General features: G+C 70.7%; 17 protein-coding genes. 8 read left to right on the top strand and 9 right to left on the bottom strand.

The window, feature by feature from the left end; all coding sequences use genetic code 11:
- Positions 1-25 precede the first annotated feature (25 nt).
- The 3 genes from JOF44_RS06270 to JOF44_RS06280 all read left to right on the top strand — a co-directional run bounded on the left by JOF44_RS06270 (position 26) and on the right by JOF44_RS06280 (position 4503).
- Positions 26-1255 carry a hypothetical protein gene (locus JOF44_RS06270; RefSeq protein ID WP_245348873.1) on the top strand — a complete coding sequence of 410 codons (1230 nt, stop codon included), beginning with the start codon at positions 26-28 and terminating at the stop codon, positions 1253-1255.
- 138 nt (positions 1256-1393) lie between these two features.
- Entirely contained in the window at positions 1394-3622 is a 2229-nt protein-coding gene (locus JOF44_RS06275; protein ID WP_209888689.1) for an NADP-dependent isocitrate dehydrogenase, read from the top strand.
- A gap of 92 nt (positions 3623-3714) precedes the next feature.
- Complete coding sequence (locus tag JOF44_RS06280; protein WP_209888692.1) at positions 3715-4503, top strand: alpha/beta fold hydrolase; 789 nt, start codon at positions 3715-3717, stop codon at positions 4501-4503.
- A 31-nt stretch (positions 4504-4534) separates the two neighbouring features.
- Here JOF44_RS06280 and JOF44_RS06285 read toward each other — a convergent pair whose 3' ends face one another.
- The 4 genes from JOF44_RS06285 to JOF44_RS06300 all read right to left on the bottom strand — a co-directional run bounded on the left by JOF44_RS06285 (position 4535) and on the right by JOF44_RS06300 (position 8285).
- Positions 4535-5449, bottom strand: a complete 915-nt coding sequence (locus tag JOF44_RS06285) for a sulfite exporter TauE/SafE family protein (protein ID WP_209888695.1) — start codon at positions 5447-5449, stop codon at positions 4535-4537.
- Positions 5450-5689: 240 nt separating this feature from the next.
- On the bottom strand, positions 5690-6187 hold the full coding sequence (tpx, locus tag JOF44_RS06290; protein ID WP_209888698.1) for a thiol peroxidase: 498 nt from the start codon (positions 6185-6187) through the stop codon (positions 5690-5692).
- Positions 6188-6309: 122 nt separating this feature from the next.
- On the bottom strand, positions 6310-7179 hold the full coding sequence (locus tag JOF44_RS06295; RefSeq protein ID WP_209888701.1) for a PPK2 family polyphosphate kinase: 870 nt from the start codon (positions 7177-7179) through the stop codon (positions 6310-6312).
- A 14-nt stretch (positions 7180-7193) separates the two neighbouring features.
- Positions 7194-8285, bottom strand: a complete 1092-nt coding sequence (locus tag JOF44_RS06300; RefSeq protein WP_245348874.1) for an IS110 family RNA-guided transposase — start codon at positions 8283-8285, stop codon at positions 7194-7196.
- A gap of 321 nt (positions 8286-8606) precedes the next feature.
- Between JOF44_RS06300 and JOF44_RS06305 the strand changes: the two genes are divergently transcribed.
- Positions 8607-9779 carry an amidohydrolase gene (locus JOF44_RS06305; protein WP_209888704.1) on the top strand — a complete coding sequence of 391 codons (1173 nt, stop codon included), beginning with the start codon at positions 8607-8609 and terminating at the stop codon, positions 9777-9779.
- 90 nt (positions 9780-9869) lie between these two features.
- Here the strand turns inward: JOF44_RS06305 and JOF44_RS06310 are convergent, their stop codons facing one another.
- A complete protein-coding gene (locus JOF44_RS06310; RefSeq protein WP_209888707.1) occupies positions 9870-10583 on the bottom strand; it encodes a PepSY domain-containing protein in 714 nt (237 codons plus the stop codon).
- Between the two features lie 266 nt (positions 10584-10849).
- Between JOF44_RS06310 and JOF44_RS06315 the strand changes: the two genes are divergently transcribed.
- Entirely contained in the window at positions 10850-13318 is a 2469-nt protein-coding gene (locus JOF44_RS06315; RefSeq protein WP_209888710.1) for a phosphoketolase family protein, read from the top strand.
- A gap of 98 nt (positions 13319-13416) precedes the next feature.
- Here JOF44_RS06315 and JOF44_RS06320 read toward each other — a convergent pair whose 3' ends face one another.
- On the bottom strand, positions 13417-13626 hold the full coding sequence (locus JOF44_RS06320) for a hypervirulence associated TUDOR domain-containing protein (RefSeq protein ID WP_209888713.1): 210 nt from the start codon (positions 13624-13626) through the stop codon (positions 13417-13419).
- Between the two features lie 83 nt (positions 13627-13709).
- On the opposite strand from JOF44_RS06320, the gene JOF44_RS06325 reads away from it, so the two are divergent.
- The gene (locus JOF44_RS06325; RefSeq protein ID WP_209888716.1) at positions 13710-14036 is read left to right on the top strand and encodes an acylphosphatase; all 327 of its coding nucleotides are present in this window, start codon (positions 13710-13712) and stop codon (positions 14034-14036) included.
- Positions 14037-14042: 6 nt separating this feature from the next.
- Here the strand turns inward: JOF44_RS06325 and JOF44_RS06330 are convergent, their stop codons facing one another.
- Together JOF44_RS06330 and JOF44_RS06335 are read right to left on the bottom strand one after the other, a co-directional pair.
- The gene (locus JOF44_RS06330) at positions 14043-15212 is read right to left on the bottom strand and encodes an MFS transporter (RefSeq protein WP_209888719.1); all 1170 of its coding nucleotides are present in this window, start codon (positions 15210-15212) and stop codon (positions 14043-14045) included.
- A 198-nt stretch (positions 15213-15410) separates the two neighbouring features.
- Positions 15411-16058, bottom strand: coding sequence for an NAD(P)H-binding protein (locus JOF44_RS06335; protein WP_209888722.1), 648 nt, complete (start codon positions 16056-16058; stop codon positions 15411-15413).
- A gap of 171 nt (positions 16059-16229) precedes the next feature.
- Between JOF44_RS06335 and JOF44_RS06340 the strand changes: the two genes are divergently transcribed.
- Positions 16230-17309, top strand: coding sequence for a DUF808 domain-containing protein (locus tag JOF44_RS06340; protein WP_209888725.1), 1080 nt, complete (start codon positions 16230-16232; stop codon positions 17307-17309).
- A 117-nt stretch (positions 17310-17426) separates the two neighbouring features.
- Complete coding sequence (locus JOF44_RS06345) at positions 17427-17798, top strand: VOC family protein (RefSeq protein ID WP_209888727.1); 372 nt, start codon at positions 17427-17429, stop codon at positions 17796-17798.
- Between the two features lie 109 nt (positions 17799-17907).
- Here the strand turns inward: JOF44_RS06345 and JOF44_RS06350 are convergent, their stop codons facing one another.
- Positions 17908-18426, bottom strand: a complete 519-nt coding sequence (locus JOF44_RS06350; RefSeq protein WP_209888730.1) for a phosphoribosyltransferase — start codon at positions 18424-18426, stop codon at positions 17908-17910.
- Between the last annotated feature and the right edge of the window lie 110 nt (positions 18427-18536).

An 18536-nucleotide genomic window follows, 5' to 3' on the forward strand; every position in this document is an offset into this window, starting at 1 on the left:
CCATCATGTTCAGGGAGGGGATGGCATGCGGCAAGGGCCCGGCGACCAGCGCCCGTCGACGCGTTCCCTCTCCCCTGGTGCGTCCGGGCAGACCCGCCACGGGACCGCGCGCTCGTCCGCCGCCCGACGACTCCGCCGGGTCCTCGCCGCCTCCACCCTCCTGCTGACCCTCGCCGCCTGCGACGGCCTCCCCCGCGACCAGGATCCGACGTCGGCCGATCCCGCGCCGACCATGAACCCGACTGAGGTCGCGCAGTCCGAGCCCGCCACCGTGGATCCGTCCTGGCTGTGCGCACCCGACGGGGAGGCCGAGGCCCCCGCCTACACCCCGGAGCCGGGCGAGTTCACCCCCGAGACCGTGCAGGCCGAGGGCAGCACCGTCACGATCTCCGGCGCCTTCGACCTCGAGGACGGCTACGAGTACGGCGGCTTCGCGCCCGACGCCACGATCGTCCCCGCGGACCCCGCGCACCGCGGCACCCCGGCCGACGGGTACGACACCCACCTCGGCACCGCGAACGCCCCTGCTCCCCCGATCGTGGTGCGCGAGCGGGTGGAGGTGCCGGCCGAGGGCGCGACCCCGTCGGCGGCGACGGCGCGGCTGACCCTGGGCACGTGCGACGACGCCCCGCTGCCGGATGGCCAGTACCTGCTCTCCCTGCGCGGCGGCGGGGTGGACGGGCCCGGCCGCGGCGAGGACGGCTGGAGCTCCTCGACTCCGGTGATGCTCGACGTCGTCGACGGAGAGCTGCAGAGCGTGCCCGGCGCTCTGGCGGCCTCCGACGGCGAGGTCCCCGCGGACCTCGCCCCGCTGCACTGCCGCGCGCCGTTGGAGGCCGTCGGGGACGGCGACGGGCTGAGCGTGGCCGTCTCGCGGCAGGAGTCCCGCGTGTCCACGCAGGTGCCCGAGGAGGAGGTCGGCGTCTCCGTCGATGCCCGCGTCACCGTCACCTCGAAAGACCTCGGCACCCGCGCGCTGCTGCAGGGCGTGGTGCTGACGAACCCGGCGACCGGCACCGTCGTCGCCGGGGCGCGCAACGCCGAGGCCGTCGGCCTGCAATGGATCGGTGCGGAGGGCGTCGCCACCGCCGAGTCCGCCTGGACCACCCGCGGGACCTGCACCCGCGCCCCGCTGGAACCGGGCGATTACGCGGCGCACGGCTTCGCGGTGACGGTCGACGACGAGGGGTCGACCCACGTGGTGCTCTCGGATCCCTGGACCGTCGAGGTGGTCGAGGAGAGCGCCCCGTCCTGAGCAGCCCGTCGGGGCGGTGAGAGGGTCTCGTCACGTACCGTGGAGGTATCCGCATCGATCCGGCGGGCCCGCGCCCGCCGTCGATTAGTCTTGACGTCAAGACACATGCCGCACCGACCCGAGGGAGCCCCGCGACACATGGCGCGCATCATCTACACCCACACCGACGAGGCACCGATGCTGGCGACCGCATCGTTCCTGCCGATCCTCGACGCCTTCTCGAACACCGCCGGGATCGACGTCACCACCCGGGACATCTCCCTGGCCGGCCGCATCGTCGCGGCCTTCTCGGACCGGCTGCCCGAGGACCAGCGCGAGGCCGACGCTCTGGCCGAGCTGGGCGAGCTGGCGAAGACCCCCGAGGCCAACATCATCAAGCTGCCCAACATCTCCGCCTCCGTGCCGCAGCTGAAGGCCGCCGTCGCGGAGCTGCAGGGCCAGGGCATATCCCTGCCGGACTACCCGGAGTCACCCGAGACCGACGAGGAGAAGGACGTCCGCGCCCGCTACGACTCGGTCAAGGGCTCGGCCGTGAACCCCGTGCTGCGCGAGGGCAACTCCGATCGTCGTGCGCCGGCCGCGGTGAAGAACTTCGCCAAGAAGCACCCCCACCGCATGGGCGAGTGGTCGAAGGACTCCCGGACCTCCGTGGCCACCATGGACGCGAACGACTTCCGCGCCAACGAGAAGTCCGTGGTGGCCGATGGCGAGGACACGCTGTCGATCGTGCACGTCGGATCCGACGGCGCCGAGACGGTGCTGAAGCCCTCGATCCCCGTGCTGGACGGCGAGGTCGTCGACTCCACGGTGATGCGGGCCGAGGCGCTGGACGCGTTCCTGCGCGAGCAGGTCGCCGCCGCCAAGAAGCAGGGGGTGCTGTTCTCCGTGCACCTGAAGGCGACGATGATGAAGGTGTCGGATCCGATCCTCTTCGGCCACGCCGTCCGCGCCATGTTCCCCACCCTGTTCGACCAGTTCGGCGACCAGCTCGCCGCGGCGGGGCTGTCCGCGAACCACGGCCTCGGCGGGATCCTCACCGGGCTCGAGGAGTTCGACGCCGAGCTCCGCGACGGCGTGCGCGCCGTGATCGACAAGGATCTGGCCGACGGCCCGGATCTGGCGATGGTCAACTCCCACAAGGGCATCAGCAACCTCCACGTGCCCTCCGACGTCATCATCGACGCCTCCATGCCGGCGATGATCCGCACCTCGGGCCACATGTGGAACTCCGACGACGCCGAGCAGGACACTCTCGCCGTGATCCCGGACTCCTCCTACGCGGGCGTCTACGCCGCCACCGTCGAGGACTGCCAGAAGAACGGCGCCTTCGACCCGACCACGATGGGCACCGTGCCCAACGTCGGCCTGATGGCGCAGAAGGCCGAGGAGTACGGCTCGCACGACAAGACCTTCGAGATCGCGGCCGACGGACAGGTCGAGGTGCGTGATGCCTCCGGCACCGCACTGATGAGCCAGGACGTGGCGACCGGGGACATCTTCCGCGTCTGCCAGGCCAAGGACGCCCCGATCCGCGACTGGGTCCAGCTCGCGGTGCGCCGCTCGCGCGAGTCCGGGATGCCCGCGGTGTTCTGGCTCGACGAGTCCCGCGCCCACGATCGCAACCTCATCGAGAAGGTGAACACCTACCTCGCCGAGGAGGACACCGAGGACCTGGACATCCAGATCATGTCCCCGGTCGAGGCCACGAAGCACACCCTCGCGCGGGTGCGTCGCGGCGAGGACACCATCTCGGTGACCGGCAACGTGCTGCGTGACTACCTCACGGACCTGTTCCCGATCATGGAGCTGGGCACCAGCGCCAAGATGCTCTCGGTGGTGCCGCTGATGAACGGCGGCGGCCTGTTCGAGACCGGCGCGGGCGGCTCCGCCCCCAAGCACGTCCAGCAGCTGATCGAGGAGAACTACCTGCGCTGGGATTCGCTCGGCGAGTTCCTGGCGCTGGCCGAGTCGCTGCGCCATCTGGCCCGCACCGCGGACAACGCCCGCGCCGCCGTGCTCGCCGATGCGCTGGACCGCGCCACGGAGACGCTGCTGAACGAGGGCAAGTCCCCGCAGCGCAAGCTCGGCACCATCGACAACCGCGGGAGCCACTTCTACCTCGCGATGTACTGGGCGCAGGAGCTCGCCCAGCAGAGCGAGGACACGCAACTGGCGGAGGCCTTCGGCCCGATCGCGCAGGAGCTCACCGACAGCGAGGCGACCATCGCCGAGGAGCTGCTGGCGGTGCAGGGCTCCCCGGCCGACATCGGCGGCTACTACCGTCCCTCCGATGCGAAGGCCGATGCGGTGATGCGCCCCTCGGCCACCTTCAACCGCATCCTGGAGGAGATCTCCGCGGCGCTGTGACGGCAACGACGCCCTAGAAGCAGGCGGGGCAGGTCACCAGTGGTGACCTGCCCCGCCTGCTCATCTCGCCTCCGATCGCCGAAGGACCCGCCATGCCTGTGATCCCCTCCCCCGTCGACGGCATCGACCTGCGCTACGACGTGACCGGCACCGGCCCTGCCCTGGTGCTGCTGCACGGCTCCGTGCTCTCGCGCGCGATCTGGCGGGGGCTGGGCTACCTCGAGCCGCTGTCCGCCGAACTCACGGTGATCCGGGTCGATCTGCGCGGCCACGGACTCTCCGGCGCCCCGCGGGATCCGGCCGCGTACACCCAGGACATCTTCGTCGCCGACCTGCTGGCCGTGCTCGATGCCGTCGGCGTCGGCCGCGCGGCACTGCTGGGCTACTCGCTGGGTGCCCGGATCGCGCTGAGCGCGACGCTGGAGCATCCCGGGCGCGTGAGGCGTCTGATCAGCCTCGGGGGGTCCGCCTCACCGCAGCGGGGCGCGGTGGATTCGGTGTTCTTCCCCGGCGTGATCGACGCGTTGCGCGAGGATGGCATGGAGGCGTTCTGCGCCGGCCAGGGGCTGGGTCCGGAGGTCACCTCGCGACGCGCCCGCGCCACCCGCACCGCCTTCCTCGCCGCCGACCCCTGGGCGATCGCGGCCCTGCTGGAGGCCACGGATGCGGCCCCGGGGATCCCGGACGAGCCCCTTGCCGACTGCACGGTCCCGGCCCTGTGGATGGCGGGTACCGAGGACCACCCCCGGTTCGAGGAGTCCCAGCGCGCGGCGGAGGCGATGGCCGATGCGGAGTTCGTGCCGCTGCCGGGCCGCGACCACGGCGGCACCCTGTTCCCGCCCGACGAGATCCTGGCCCACGCCCTGCCGTTCCTGCGCTGAGGGGAATGCCGGCGCGAGGCACACAGACCAGTCAGAGCACCTGGCGGATCAGCGCGGCCAGAGCCACCACGACGATGATGCCGCGCAGCAGCCACTCCGGCATCCGCTTGGCCAGGTGCGCTCCGAAGAAGCCGCCCAGCAGCGCACCGAGCGCGATCGCGGCGCTGCCGATCCAGACGATCTCCGCGTCGATCAGGAAGAACGCGATCACGTACACGACCGCGGCGGCGAGGTTGACCGCGAGGCTCATGAGGTTCTTGATGCTGTTGACCGAGCCCATCGAGCGGCCGGTGAAGATGCCGAGGATCCCCAGGTACAGCACACCCTGCGCGGCGGTGAAATAGCCGCCGTAGACCGAGGCGGCTCCGAGGGATCCGATCAGGGCCGGCGAGCGCAGCGGGCTCCGCTCGGCGGACGCTCCCGTGGCACGGCTCGGGCCGGACGCGCCCGCCGCGAGGTCCGTCGACGCATCTGTTTCTGCGTCCGTCGCTGTGTCGGCCTCCGTGTCCGTGTCCGCAGCCGGGAGCCCGCGTTCCTCCCGCCGCGTCGCCCGGCGCTCGCGCCCGGACCGGATCGCGGCGGTGAGCGGCTTCTGGAAGAGGACCATCGCCAGGGCGAGCACGATGAGCACCGGTACGACCACGTCGAGCGCCGCCGCCGGGGAGACCAGCAGCAGGAGCGCCCCGGCCGTCGCGCCGACCGTGGCGGTGATCGTCAGGGGCGTGAGGTGCTGTTTCTCGGCGGCGATCTCCCGGCGGTATCCGAGGCAGGAGCCGAGGGTCGAGAAGAACATCCCCACCGTGTTGGTGCGCACCGCGACCCCCGGCGGGACGCCGACGGCCATCAGCACCGGGAGCGTGAGCAGGGACCCCGATCCGACGGCCGCGTTGATCGCGCCGGCGACGGTGCCCATCACGAGCAGGACGATGAGGCTGAGGGGTTCCACGACCGCTGACCCTACTGGCGGCCGCGAATCGGCGGCGGGATGTCCGAGCGCGCGTGGCGGGCATGACAGGGCCCGGCCCGCCCAATGCGAACCGGGTCCCGGGACGGCGCGCTCACAGCACGTCGATCAGGCCTCTGCCCTACCGCCCGATCTCCTGCCGATCGCAAGCTCACAGCACGTCGATCAGGCCTCTGCCCTACCGCCCGATCTCCTGCCGATCGCAAGCTCACAGCACGTCGATCAGGCGAGAGCAGCCTTCGCCGCGTCGTAGTCCGGCTCCTCGCCGATCTCGGCGACCTGCTCGGCGTGGACGATCTTGCCGTCCGCGTCGGCCACGACGACCGCACGGGAGAGCAGACCGGCCAGGGGACCGTCGGTCATGGTCACGCCGTAGTCGCCGCCGAAGGTGGAGCGGAAGGCGGAGCCGGTGACCACGTTCTCGAGGCCTTCGGCCCCGCAGAAGCGGGCCTGGGCGAAGGGCAGATCCTTCGAGACGCACACCACGACGGTGTTCTCGAGGCCGGCGGCCATCTCGTTGAACTTCCGCACGCTCATCGCGCAGGTGCCGGTGTCCAGCGAGGGGAAGATGTTCAGCACGACGCGCTTGCCGGCGAGGTCCGCGCTCGAGACGGGGGCGAGGTCCTGGCCGACGAGCTCGAAGGCCGGCAGGGCCTCTCCGATCTCGGGCAGCTCGCCGACGGTGGTGACAGGGTCATTCTTGAAGGTGATGGAAGCCATGACCCCATCCTCGCCCTCCGGCCTGAACGGCACAAGCCGACTCCTGGGAGCATCCCGACAGGTCGGGCGCGTGCCGGAGGCGCCCCGACGGTCGGGGCCGGGAGCGGGCGCCCGCCACGCGGTCAGTCCATCGTCTCCCGCAGCCGCGCGATCTGCTCGTCGACGTCGAAATCCGCCGTCGGCCACTGCGGATCGATGCCTCTCAGAGCGTCCAGCAGGAGCTGCTGGACGGCGATGCGGGCGTACCACTTGCGGTCGGCCGGGACCACGGTCCAGGGCGCGTTCTCGGTCGAGGTGGCCCGCAGTGCGCGCGTGTACGCGTCCATGTAGGCGTCCCAGTGGGCGCGCTCGTCCACGTCGCCGGGGCTGAACTTCCAGTGCTTGTCGGGACGCTCGAGGCGCTCCATCAGCCGCTCCCCCTGCTCCTGGGCGGAGATGTGGAGCATGACCTTGACGATCACGGTCCCGGCGTCGGTGAGCTCCTTCTCGAAGGCGTTGATCGCCGTGTAGCGCCGGCGGATCTCCGCCGCGTCGGCCCAGCCGTGGACGCGGTGGATCAGCACGTCCTCGTACTGGGAGCGGTCGAAGACGCCGATCATCCCGGGCTCGGGAGCGTGCTTGCGGATCCGCCACAGGAAGTCGTGGCGCTTCTCCGCCCGGGTGGGGTCCTTGAACGCCGTGATGTCCACGCCCTGCGGATCGACGTCACCGACCACGTGCCGCATGATGCCGCCCTTGCCGGACGTGTCCATGCCCTGCACGATCAGCAGCACGGAACGTCCATCGTCCTGCTCGTGGTGGGCCGCGTAGAGCCGCTCCTGGAGATCATCGAGGGTGCTGTCACGGGTAGCCAGCAACTTCTTGCCGTCGGCCTTCTTCCCGCTGAAACCCGGGGTGGCCCCGGGATCCAGCTCGGTGACCTCGCCCGTCCAGCCCGGGCCGAGGCGGAACCCCGTCGGCGTCTTCTCGGCATGCTTGCGCTTCTTCGCCATGGGTATCTCCTATGTCAAGCGGCTTGCCGGACGCAAGTCGTTGAGGTGGGGTTCAGTGGAATCGGGGTGTTGGCGAGGGCTTCGGCGTGGGCGTGGGTGAGAGTGCGCCAGATGCGGCGGGCGATGGCATTCTTGAGACAGCGGAGTGCTTCCATCACGGTCTTTCCCTGTTCTCGGAGTCGTTCGTAGTAGTCCTTGCCGGGCCCCTCGAGGCGAATCTGGGTCAAGGCGATACGGTGAATCGCGCAGTTCAACTGACGATTCCCGCCCCTGTTCAGACGGACCCTTCCCTCGGTCTTGCCTGACCAGACCGGGATCGGAGCGCAGCCGGCGAACATCGCGTACTTCCCGTCGTTCGCGAACCGTTCGATCCCCGCGGTCTCGGCGATGATCTTCGCGGCCGACAACTCCGCGCAGCCAGGGATCTCCAGTAGGACCGGCTCCACCTCCCGGACCATGGCACGCAGCCGCGCATCGAGCTCGCTGATCGAGTGGCAGAGCCGTTCAAGATCGGCAAGGACCATGCCTGCGATCTCCGCGACGATCCCCTCGCTCGTCTCGATCACGCCCCGCACCTGTTCCTGGGCCGGTCGATGAGTCAGCGCGCGCGGTGCCGGATCGACTTCAGGATCAAGTTCGTGCAGGTGCCAGCGCAGGCGGTTGATCACCCGGGTCCGCTCCGCGACCAGGTCCTCACGACGGGCCAGGACCAGCTTGATCTCTCGTGCCTGCTCATCGGTGAACGCGATGGGAAGATCCTCTTCCCTGGCCAGCGCACGAGCGACGGCGAGAGCATCGATCGGGTCGGACTTCCCGCGGGTGCGCGCTGCGGCGCGTTGGCGAGCCATCAGCTTCGCCGGAACTCTGACCACGGGCTCTGCGTGGGCGAGGAGGTCGCGTTCGAGCAGACCGGTGAGGTGGCGGCAATCCTCCAGCCCCCACCGACGATCCTGCTCGATGAAGCTCTTCCGGGCCCAGCGATATGCGTTCTCGTGACCGCTGTGAGTCGCGCGGACCGTGATCTGCCCGATCTGCTTGCCCGCCGCGTCGACCGCGACGAAGGTGTGCGAGTTCTTGTGGACGTCAGCGCCGATCAGGACCACCATGGCGACTGCCTCCCTTGTATTCGAGTGGGGTCGAACGGTCGGGCCGGTCGGCGGACAAACCTCAGTGGGGCAGCTGCACGCTCCTATCAAGTCACGCCGGCCGGTCCTTCCCACCCGGCGACGGCAATACCCATGCAGGCCAGCTCAACACGGAGCGGCAGCCAGGCTAAGAGCCAATCACCGGATGGAAAGGATCCAACCACCGCGACACCCGCGGCACCACCAAGCCTCACACTGAGGGCAGGCTAACCGCGGTGCCGCCCGGGCACGAGGGTCGCGGCGAACTTGACTCTTCCGATCGGTCGGCGGAGTGTCTTCCGCATGACGATCACCGCCATCACCGATGCTCATGTCCATCCCGTGTCCGCGCCCGCCTTCGACGGCACCGTCCTGGTCGAGGACGGCCGGATCACGGCCGCCGGAGATGACGTCGCGGTCCCCGCGGGCGCCGAGGTCGTCGACGCCGACGGCGCCTGGCTGCTGCCGGGCTTCATCGACGCCCACGTCCACCTCGGCGTCGATGAGGAGGGCGAGGGCTGGGCCGGCCAGGACACCAACGAGATGACCGATCCGGTGATGGCCGCCGCTCGCGCGATCGACGCGATCAACCCCGTCGAGATCGGGTTCGACGACGCGATCATCGGCGGGATCACCGCCGTGAACGTCAACCCCGGCTCCGGGAACCCGATCGGCGGTCTGGCCGTCGCGATCCACACCCACGGCCGGGTGGTCGACGACATGGTGCTGCGCAGCCCCTCCGGACTGAAGGCCGCCCTCGGCGAGAACCCCAAGCGCGTCTACGGCGAGCGCACGCAGACGCCGTCGACGCGCCTCGGCGTCGCCCTGACCATCCGCAAGGCCTTCGCCACGGCGCGCGCCTGGATGGGCAAGGACGAGGCCGACCGCGACGCGGACCTGGTCTCCGAGGCGCTCGCCCGCGTGCTGAACCGTGAGATCCCGTGGCGCCAGCACTCCCACCGCGCCGACGACATCGCCACCGCCCTGCGGCTGGCCGAGGAGTTCGGCTACGACCTGGTGCTGGACCACGGCACCGAGTCGTACCTGATCGCGGACAGGATCGCGGCCGCCGGGGTGCCGGTGCTGTACGGCCCGCTGATCGTGTCCCGCTCGAAGGTGGAGGTCCGCCACCGCACCCCGAAGGCGCCGGGCCTGCTCACCGCCGCCGGGGTCAAGGTCTCGATCATCACCGATCACCCGGTGGTGCCGATCGAGTTCCTGGTGCACCAGGCGGCGCTCGCGGTCACGCACGGCATGGCCCCGGACGACGCCCTGCGCGCGATCACCCTGCACCCCGCCGAGGTCCTCGGCGTGGCCGACCGGATCGGGTCGATCGAGACGGGCAAGGATGCCGACCTGGTGCTGTGGGAGGGCGACCCGCTGGACACCCGGCACCGCACCCTGCGGGTGTGGCAGGGCGGCACCGAGGTCATGCACCGCGACGCGTCGGGCGAGCCGGTGGTCGCCGAGCGCTGATCCGCGACGCGGCGCAGATCGCGCCGACGTCGCGGGGTCTCGCTCCGGCGGAGGGGGCGGGCCGTCCTCGCTCGCGGGCTGCGCGCTCGATCAGTCCTCGACGCGGACCTCACCGGTGCTGACGTCGACGTCGACCTCCACGTCGTCCTCGCCGTCGGAGGATTCGATGTCGACCTGGTAGCGGATCGTGCCGTCGTCGGAATCCAGGTCCCAGCCGGAGACCCGGCCGTCACGCTCCTGGACGGCGAGGTCGAGGGCCTCCGGGGGCGTCATCGGCGAGGTGACGTCGACGACGGGATCGTCGACCTCGTCGTCCTCCTCGTCGTGCTCGAGCACCTTCCCGGTCGTGGCGTCGATGTCGAGATCGTGCTCCTGGCCGTCGACGGCCACCTCGATCTCCCAGACCCAGCCGTGGTCGTCATCGTGGTCGATCGAGACCGACACCGTCTCGCCGCCGCCCGCGGTCTGCACCGCGATGCCGACGGCCTCCTCGGCGGGGACCGGCAGCTGTTCGGTGGCGAGGTCGGCATCGGCGGGCAGGGCGGCCGCATCCTCGGAACCAGCGGTGTCGGAAGCGGACCCGCCGCCGTCGCTGGCCGCCGTGTCGCCGCCGTCGCTCGCCGCCGTGTCGTCACCGGTCTCCCCGCCGCCGTCGTCGCTGGCGGAGCTGCCGGAGCCGGCACCCTGGGTGATGCCCTCGTCGTTCTCATCGCTCTGCCCGCCGCAGCCGGCGGCCAGAGCGATCACGAGCGCACCGAGAGCGGCGGCGCGGGCGGTGGTGGTAGAACGCGTCGTGCGGATCATGTCCGGTCTCCTCCTGTGGGGCGTCGGCCCCGATGAGTGGTCGATGACCCCAGCGTAGAAGCGGTTTTCAGTTCCGGCGAGCTTCCTGAGAGCACTCTCATCGTCCTCTCATCCGGGGGGCGCAGCCCGGAAGTGCTCCGCCCTCGTCGGCCACTCCTGGAGCGGAACCGAGCCCGGCGTCCGTCCTTCCCCCGCCTCCGCGTCCGCCGTACGGTGAGGCCAGGCCCTCCGGGGCCCTCGACGGCACCCACCTGCTGGAAGGCGTCATGACCACCACCGCGACCTGGCCGAACTCCCCCGCCCACGCCCCGACCGAGGAGGAGCTCGACCGGCTCCACGCCTGGTGGCGCGCCGCCAACTACCTCTCGGTCGGGCAGATCTACCTGATGGACAATCCGCTGCTGCGCAAGCCCCTGCAGCGCGAGCAGGTCAAGCCGCGCCTGCTCGGCCATTGGGGAACCACCCCGGGCCTGACCTTCCTGTACGCGCACGCGAACCGGGCGATCCGGCAGCGCGGCCTGAACGCCCTGTACATCACCGGCCCCGGCCACGGCGGACCGGGTCTGGTCGCCGCGAGCTATCTCGAGGGCACCTACTCCGAGGTGTACCCCGCCGTGGGGCAGGACGAGGAGGGCCTGAACCGCCTGTTCACGCAGTTCTCGTTCCCCGGCGGGATCCCCTCGCACGTCGCCCCCGAGACGCCCGGATCGATCCACGAGGGCGGCGAGCTCGGCTACTCCCTCTCCCATGCCTACGGGGCGATGTTCGACAGCCCCGACCAGATCGCCTTCACGGTGGTCGGCGACGGCGAGGCGGAGACCGGCCCGCTGGCGACCTCCTGGCACTCCAACAAGTTCGCCAACCCCCAGCAGGACGGCGTGGTGCTGCCGATCCTGCATCTGAACGGGTACAAGATCGCGAACCCCACGGTGCTGGCGCGGATCGGCGACGAGGAGCTCGACGCCCTGCTGCGCGGCTACGGCCATACCCCGCTGTTCTTCACCGGCGGCTTCGACGACGAGGACCCGATCGCCGCGCACGAGCGCTTCGCCGCCGTGCTGGATGAGGCCCTCGACCAGATCGCTCAGATCAAGCAGCAGGCGCAGGAGGACGCCGCGGCCGGCCGGGAGAGCGAACGCCCCGCCTGGCCGATGATCGTCTTCCGCACCCCGAAGGGCTGGACCGGGCCGAAGACCGTCGACGGCAACGTCACCGAGGGCTCCTGGCGCTCGCACCAGGTCCCGCTGGGCGGCGCCCGTGACAGCGACGAGCACCTCGCCGAGCTGGATGCCTGGTTGCGCTCGTACCGCCCCGAGGAGCTGTTCGACGAGGACGGGCGACTGCTCGAGTCCATCGCGGAGACCGCTCCGCAGGCGGAGCTGCGGATGTCGGCGAACCCCTCGACCAACGGCGGCTCCGTGCTGGAACCGCTGCGGCTGCCGGACTTCCGAGAGCATGCGGTGGCCGTCCCCCACCCCGGCGGCGCCACCGCCGAGGCCACCCGGGTGCTGGGGACCTGGCTGCGCGACGTGATCCGCGATAACCCGCACAACTTCCGGATCTTCGGGCCCGACGAGACCGCCTCGAACCGCCTGCAGGCCGTCTACGAGCAGACGGACAAGCAGTGGAACGCCGAGATCGAGCCCCATGATCGCCAGGAGCACCTCGCCCGGGCCGGCCGGGTGATGGAGGTGCTCTCCGAGCACCAGTGCCAGGGCTGGCTCGAGGGGTACCTGCTGACGGGCAGGCACGGGGTGTTCTCCTCCTACGAGGCGTTCATCCACATCGTCGACTCCATGGTCAACCAGCACGCGAAATGGTTGAAGGTGACGAACGAGCTGGAGTGGCGTCGGCCCCTGGCGTCGCTGAACTACCTGCTGAGCTCGCACGTGTGGCGTCAGGACCACAACGGGTTCTCCCATCAGGACCCCGGCTTCATCGATCACATGGTCAACAAGAAGGCCGAGATCGTGCGGGTGTACCTGCCGCCGGACGCGAACACGCTGCTGTCGACCTACGACCACTGCCTGCGCTCGCGCCAGTACGTGAACGTGGTCGTCGCCGGCAAGCAGCCGGGCCCCACCTGGCTGTCGATGGACGAGGCGATCGTCCACTGCACCCGGGGGCTGGGCATCTGGGAGTGGGCCGGAACGGAGGTCGACGGCGAGGAGCCGGAGGTGGTGCTGGCCTGCGCCGGCGACGTCCCCACCGTCGAGACGCTCGCCGCCGCGAAGATCCTGCGCACCAGGATCCCCGCGCTCCGGGTCCGGGTGGTCAACGTGGTGGATCTGATGCGGCTGCAGGACGATTCCGAGCATCCCCACGGGCTCGCGCAGCGGGACTTCGTGGGACTGTTCGGCCAGGACATCCCGGTGGTGTTCGCCTACCACGGCTATCCCTGGCTGATCCATCGCCTCGCCTACCGCCATGACCGCAGCTCGCGGATCCACGTGCGCGGCTACAAGGAGGAGGGGACCACGACCACGCCCTTCGACATGCTGATGCGCAACGACACCGACCGCTTCCATCTGGTGATGGACGTGCTGGACCGGGTCGAAGGGCTCGCGACCCGATATGCGGGGCTGCGTCAGCAGATGGAGGACGAGCGGTTCCGGGCCCGGGCCTTCGCGTACGAGCACGGGGAGGACCTGCCGGAGATCGCGGGGTGGCAGTGGGACGAGGGCGCCGGTGCCCAGGACGAGACGGTCGGGGCCACCGGCGGCGACAACGAGTGAGGGTCCGCGGGGCGATGCGATCGACGGGGCGATGCGATCCACGAAGCAGCGGGGCAGGATCCGCCGGACGCGGCGCGGGACGAGGGAGGCGGACCCGGTCAGTCGACCCGGCGCAGGGCGCTGCCCTTGTGCATCGCCACATGGTCGGTCTTGTCGCTGGCGATCTCGTACTGCGGATCGTCCGGGCTGCAGTGCCGGGTGCGCCCCTTGAACGGCACGTCCTTCGTGTGCGCGGCCGTGATGACGCCGCTGACGACGCCGGCCTCAGAGTTCCATTGCACGTGGTCGCCCACCGAGAATTCCGTCATGACCCGATCCTGCCACCGGTGGCGCGGGGACGTCCGAGCGATCGGTCGGCTCCCGCGGGAAGCCTGCTCGGTACGATCGAGGGATGGGACGACATCCAGACCCCTCTGACCCCGCCTCGTCGGCCGGGTCCGCCGATGACGTCGTGCGGCGGATCGTCCGCGTCCGCGGGCAGGTGCAGGGCGTCGGATTCCGGATGTCGGCGGCCTCGCAGGCCAAGCACCTGGGCGTGAGCGGGACCGTGCGCAATCTGTGGGACGCCTCGGTGGAGGCCGACGTCGAAGGCCCCGCTGAGTCGGTCGAACAGATGATCAGCTGGCTGCGCGAGGGACCACCCAGCGCGCAGGTCAGCGGGATCGACGTGCGGTCCGAGAGCCCCCGCGGGGCCGAGGCCTTCCGCATCACCGGTTGAGGCGGCTCACACCGTCGCGCGATCTCCTGAGCTGGTGCGCAGGTAGTGCGCCGCGACGAGCACCCCCGCGGTCACCATCACCGTGGACGTCAGGATCACCGCGGTCTGGCCGGCGCCCTCCAGCAGCACCCCGCCGACGAGGGCTCCGCCGGCGATCGCGGCGTTGAACACGGCGCTGTTCAGCGCTGTGCCCTCCTCGATGACCTCGCCGGCCTGCGTGTTCACGAAGGCCTGGACGGTCACCGAGACCGCCCCGACGAACAGTCCCCACACCAGCATGACCAGCAGCGCCGAGACCGGACCGCGCATCAGCACCAGCACCGCGAGCAGCCCGGCGCCGATGCCCGTGGAGACCACGAGCACGCCGAGCGGGGCGCTGCGCCGCAGCAGCGGGGCCACCGCGAAGTTGCCGATCAGCCCGGCGATCCCGTAGGCGAGCAGCATCCCGCCCACACGGGTGAGGGGCACCTCGCCCCGCTCCAGCAGGATCGGGCTGATGTAGGCGTAGGTGATGAACTGCGCGAGGACCACCAGCACGGCGAAGGCCAGCGCGTAGCGCACGCCGCGGTGCCGGGCGGCGGCCAGCATCATCTGCGGGGTCACCCGGGATTCGGTGCGGACGGGCCGGACGAGCACGAGCAGCAGCACGGTCACCACGGCCGCGGCGGCGCCGACGACGGCGAAGGCGGAGCGCCACCCCAGATGGGTCCCGATCCAGGCTCCGACGGGGACACCCAGGACCAGGGCGGCACCTGCCCCGCCGAAGGCGAGGGTCAGGGCACGGGCGGCCTGCTCGCGCGGCACCTGGCCGAGGGCGACGATGGCCATCACCGCCCAGTACAGGCCGATCGAGATCCCCGCGAACAGTCGGGCGATCAGCAGCACCGCGAAGGTCGGCGCGACCACGCTGAGCGCGCAGGAGACGACCACGGAGGCCATGGCGATCACCGGCACCAGACGACGGTCCATCCCGCGCACGATCACCGGGGTGAGCAGGGCGACGACCCCGGCCAGGAATCCGGGGACCGTCACGGCGAGGCCGGCCACGCCCTCGCTGACGCCGAGATCCGGTGCCATCACGCTGAGCACGCCGATCGGCAGCTCCTCGATCGTGACGAGCACGAAGATCCCCACCGCCAGCGCCGTCACCGCAGCCCATCGCCGTGCGCCGTCCACTGCTGCTCCTTCACCTCGTCCTCGCGCCGCTGGCGAACCGCGCGCCGTTGGGCGTGCGCCGTCCGGACCTGACCGCCCCGCGGGATCTGTCCGCACCGCGACCGATGTCCGCGCCGCGGCGCGTGTCCGGACCGACGACGGCCCCGCCCATCCTGCCGGATGACGGGGCCGTCGACGTCGACCGTCTGTGCGAGTGCCTCAGCGCGCGGCGTCGAGGGCCGCGCCGACCTCCTGCTCGCCGTCGTTAAAGGTGAGGAACTTCCCTGCGGTCGCCGGACGCTCGAGCACGCCGGCGATCACGCGGGCGACGTTCCCGCGCGAGACCGTGCTGCCCTCGGTCGCGGCCAGGTCGATGCGTCCGCTGGGCTCTTCGAGGGTGAGGCCGGAGGGCCCGAGGACGGTCCAGTCCAGCTGCGAGTCCTGCAGATGGGCGTCGGCCCGCGCCTTCGCCTCGGCATAGGCGTGGAACGGCTCGCTCTCCGGCACCCCGTGGTCGAGGGACGCTCCGAAGTAGCTGACCATCACGTAGCGGTCCGCGCCGACCCGGGCGGCGGCGTCCATCGACGCGACCGCCGCGTCGTGGTCGACGGCCCAGGTGCGCTGCGGGTTCCCGCCGCCGGCGCCGGCGGACCACACCACCGCGTCCTTGCCGCGCAGCAGCTCGTCCCAGCCGGCGGCGTCCAGCGATTCGATGTCCGCCACGACGGCCTTCGCGCCGGTGGCCTCGACCTCCGCCGTCTGATCCGGGTTGCGGATCACCGCGTGGACGGTGTGCCCCGCCTGTGCCAGCAGCGGCTCCGCGAGCAGCGCGATCTTGCCATGTCCTCCGATGAGTGCAATATCCATACCCCCACCTTTGCACCGTCATCGTCTGGCGTCGAGGCCTATGGGCGATGGTTCGCTCGCAGAGCAAATGCCGGTGACGGTGCGAGAACACGGACAGAGAGCGGAGTCCTCCCGCTATCCTGACCCGGACCGTCGACGGACGGTCGGGACCCCGGGGGAAGGAATCTCGCCATGGCCGGTGGCCTCGCCGCCCTGCTCGATGACGTCGCCGCACTCGCGCGCCTGGCCGCCGCCGGCGCCGACGACGTGGCCGCCGCCTCCGCGAAGGCGGGTTCGAAGGCGATGGGCGTGGTCATTGACGACGCTGCCGTCACGCCGCAGTACGTCCAGGGCATCAAGCCCAAGCGTGAGCTGCCGATCATCTGGCGCATCACCAAGGGGTCGCTGCGCAACAAGCTGATCTTCATCCTGCCGGTCCTGCTTCTGCTCAGCGTCTTCGCCCCGTGGCTGCTCACGCCGATCCTCATGCTCGGCGGCCTCTATCTCAGCTTCGAGGGCGCCGAGAAGATCTGGGAGCTGGTGCGCGGAAAGCCCAAGAAGGCGCCGGCCACGTCGAAGGGGGCGGCGGCCGAGGACAAGATCGTCGCCAGCGCCGTGCGCACCGATCTCATCCTCTCCGCCGAGATCATGGTCATCTCCATGAACTCCATCGACGCCGAGTCCCTGTGGGCTCGGGCCGCCGTGCTGATCGTGGTCGCGCTCGGCATCACCGCCCTCGTCTACGGCGCGGTCGGGATCCTGGTGAAGATGGACGACGTCGGCCTGGCCATGACCGAGGACGAGGACTCCGAGGTCAAGCAGCGCTTCGGCGCGGGCCTGGTCGCGGCGATGCCGAAGGTCATGGACGTCATCAGCTACGTCGGCATGATCGCTATGCTCTGGGTGGGCGGCCACATCCTGCTGGTGGGCACCGATGAGCTCGGGCTCGCCCAGCCCTACGGTCTCGTGCACCACCTCGAGGTCGCCGCCGGGGGCGTCGCCGGCATCGGTGCCGTCCTCGCCTGGCTCGTGAACACCGCCTTCTCCTTCGTGTTCGGCCTGATCATCGGCGCCGTCGTCGCCGTCATCGTGCACTTCCTGCCCTTCGGCCACCACGGGGAGGCGGACGCGAATCCGGAGGCGGAGGCGGACGCGAATCCGGAGGCGGACGAGGACGCGAGTCCGGAGGCGGATGCGCCACGGGGCGACGCCGAGCCGACCGACGACGACGACGCGGGCACGACGGGCTCACCATCACGCGAGCGCCGGTGAGACCCAGCGGACGGGGTCCGCGGTGACGGTGCCCGACGCTCTTCGACGAGGGAGCACCGCCCAACTCCCCACCGATGGCGTGTGGTGCCGTGCACAACGGCCGGGTAGCGTCCACGGATGATCACATCAGTCGCCTCTGCCATCCTCTACGTCAGCGATCAGGCTGCCGCTCTGGAGTTCTACCGAGACGTCCTCGGATTCGACGTCGTCATGGACGCCGAGATGGATGAGGCGTCGCGTTGGCTGGAGGTCAAGCCCTCGGGCGCTCAGACCTCGATCGTGCTGGCGTCCGCAGAAGGCTTCGGCAGACGACCCGGCGACGGCGCGTTCCTGACGTTCGCCGCGGACGATGTCGCGGCGACCGTCGAACAGCTCAGGGCGCGAGGTGCCCGGACGTCCGATGTGATCCGGGAGCCCTGGGGAACCTACGCAACAGTGGATGCGCCGGACGGGCACAAGCTCCAGTTCAACGAGCGCCCCCAGAACTGACGGCCGTCGAGCCGACGGCGGGGTGATGGCCGGCAGTGTTCCGGGCCGACCGGATCCCGCGCGGAGGCATCCGGGCAGACCCCTGGAGCGCCAGCGGTGAGGGCCCCGCTCAGATGGTCCCGGCCGACGGGGTGACCGGCGGTTCGGCGGACCAGGGGAAGACGATCCACTCATCGGTGCGACGCCACACGAAGTCCGGGGAGACGACGGAGGCGGACTTCGCGTACAGCACCGCGCTGCGGGCGTCGGCCCCCATCTCGCGCAGCAGGTCCAGGACCAGGGCGAGGGTCCGCCCGGAGTCCGCGACGTCGTCGACGACCAGCAGGCGCTTGCCCTGGATCGACTCGGCATCGAGCATCGGGGCCAGCAGCACCGGGTCCGGCAGGGTCTCGTGCACGTCGGTGTAGAACTCGACGTTGATGGCGTCCGCGAGCTTCAGGCCCAGCGCATAGGACAGCGAACCGGCCGGCAGCAGGCCGCCCCGCGCCACCGCGATGACGATCTCCGGATCGAAGGCGGAGTCGGCGATGGTCTGCGCGAGCTCGCGGGAGGCGGTGCCGAAGAGCTCCCAGTCCAGGACCTCCTTGGTCGTGAGCTCGGACGAGTCGGCATGGAAGGCCTGGGACATGCGGTCACTTCTCCTCGGGTGCGGTCGGCGCAGAGTGTCCCGATGGTATCCGCCGACGGCCCGTGCACGGTCGCTGAGGCGGGTGCACGCGAGGGAGGTCTCGTCCGGGC

This window comes from Brachybacterium fresconis (assembly GCF_017876515.1).
Classification (GTDB): Bacteria; Actinomycetota; Actinomycetes; order Actinomycetales; family Dermabacteraceae; genus Brachybacterium; species Brachybacterium fresconis.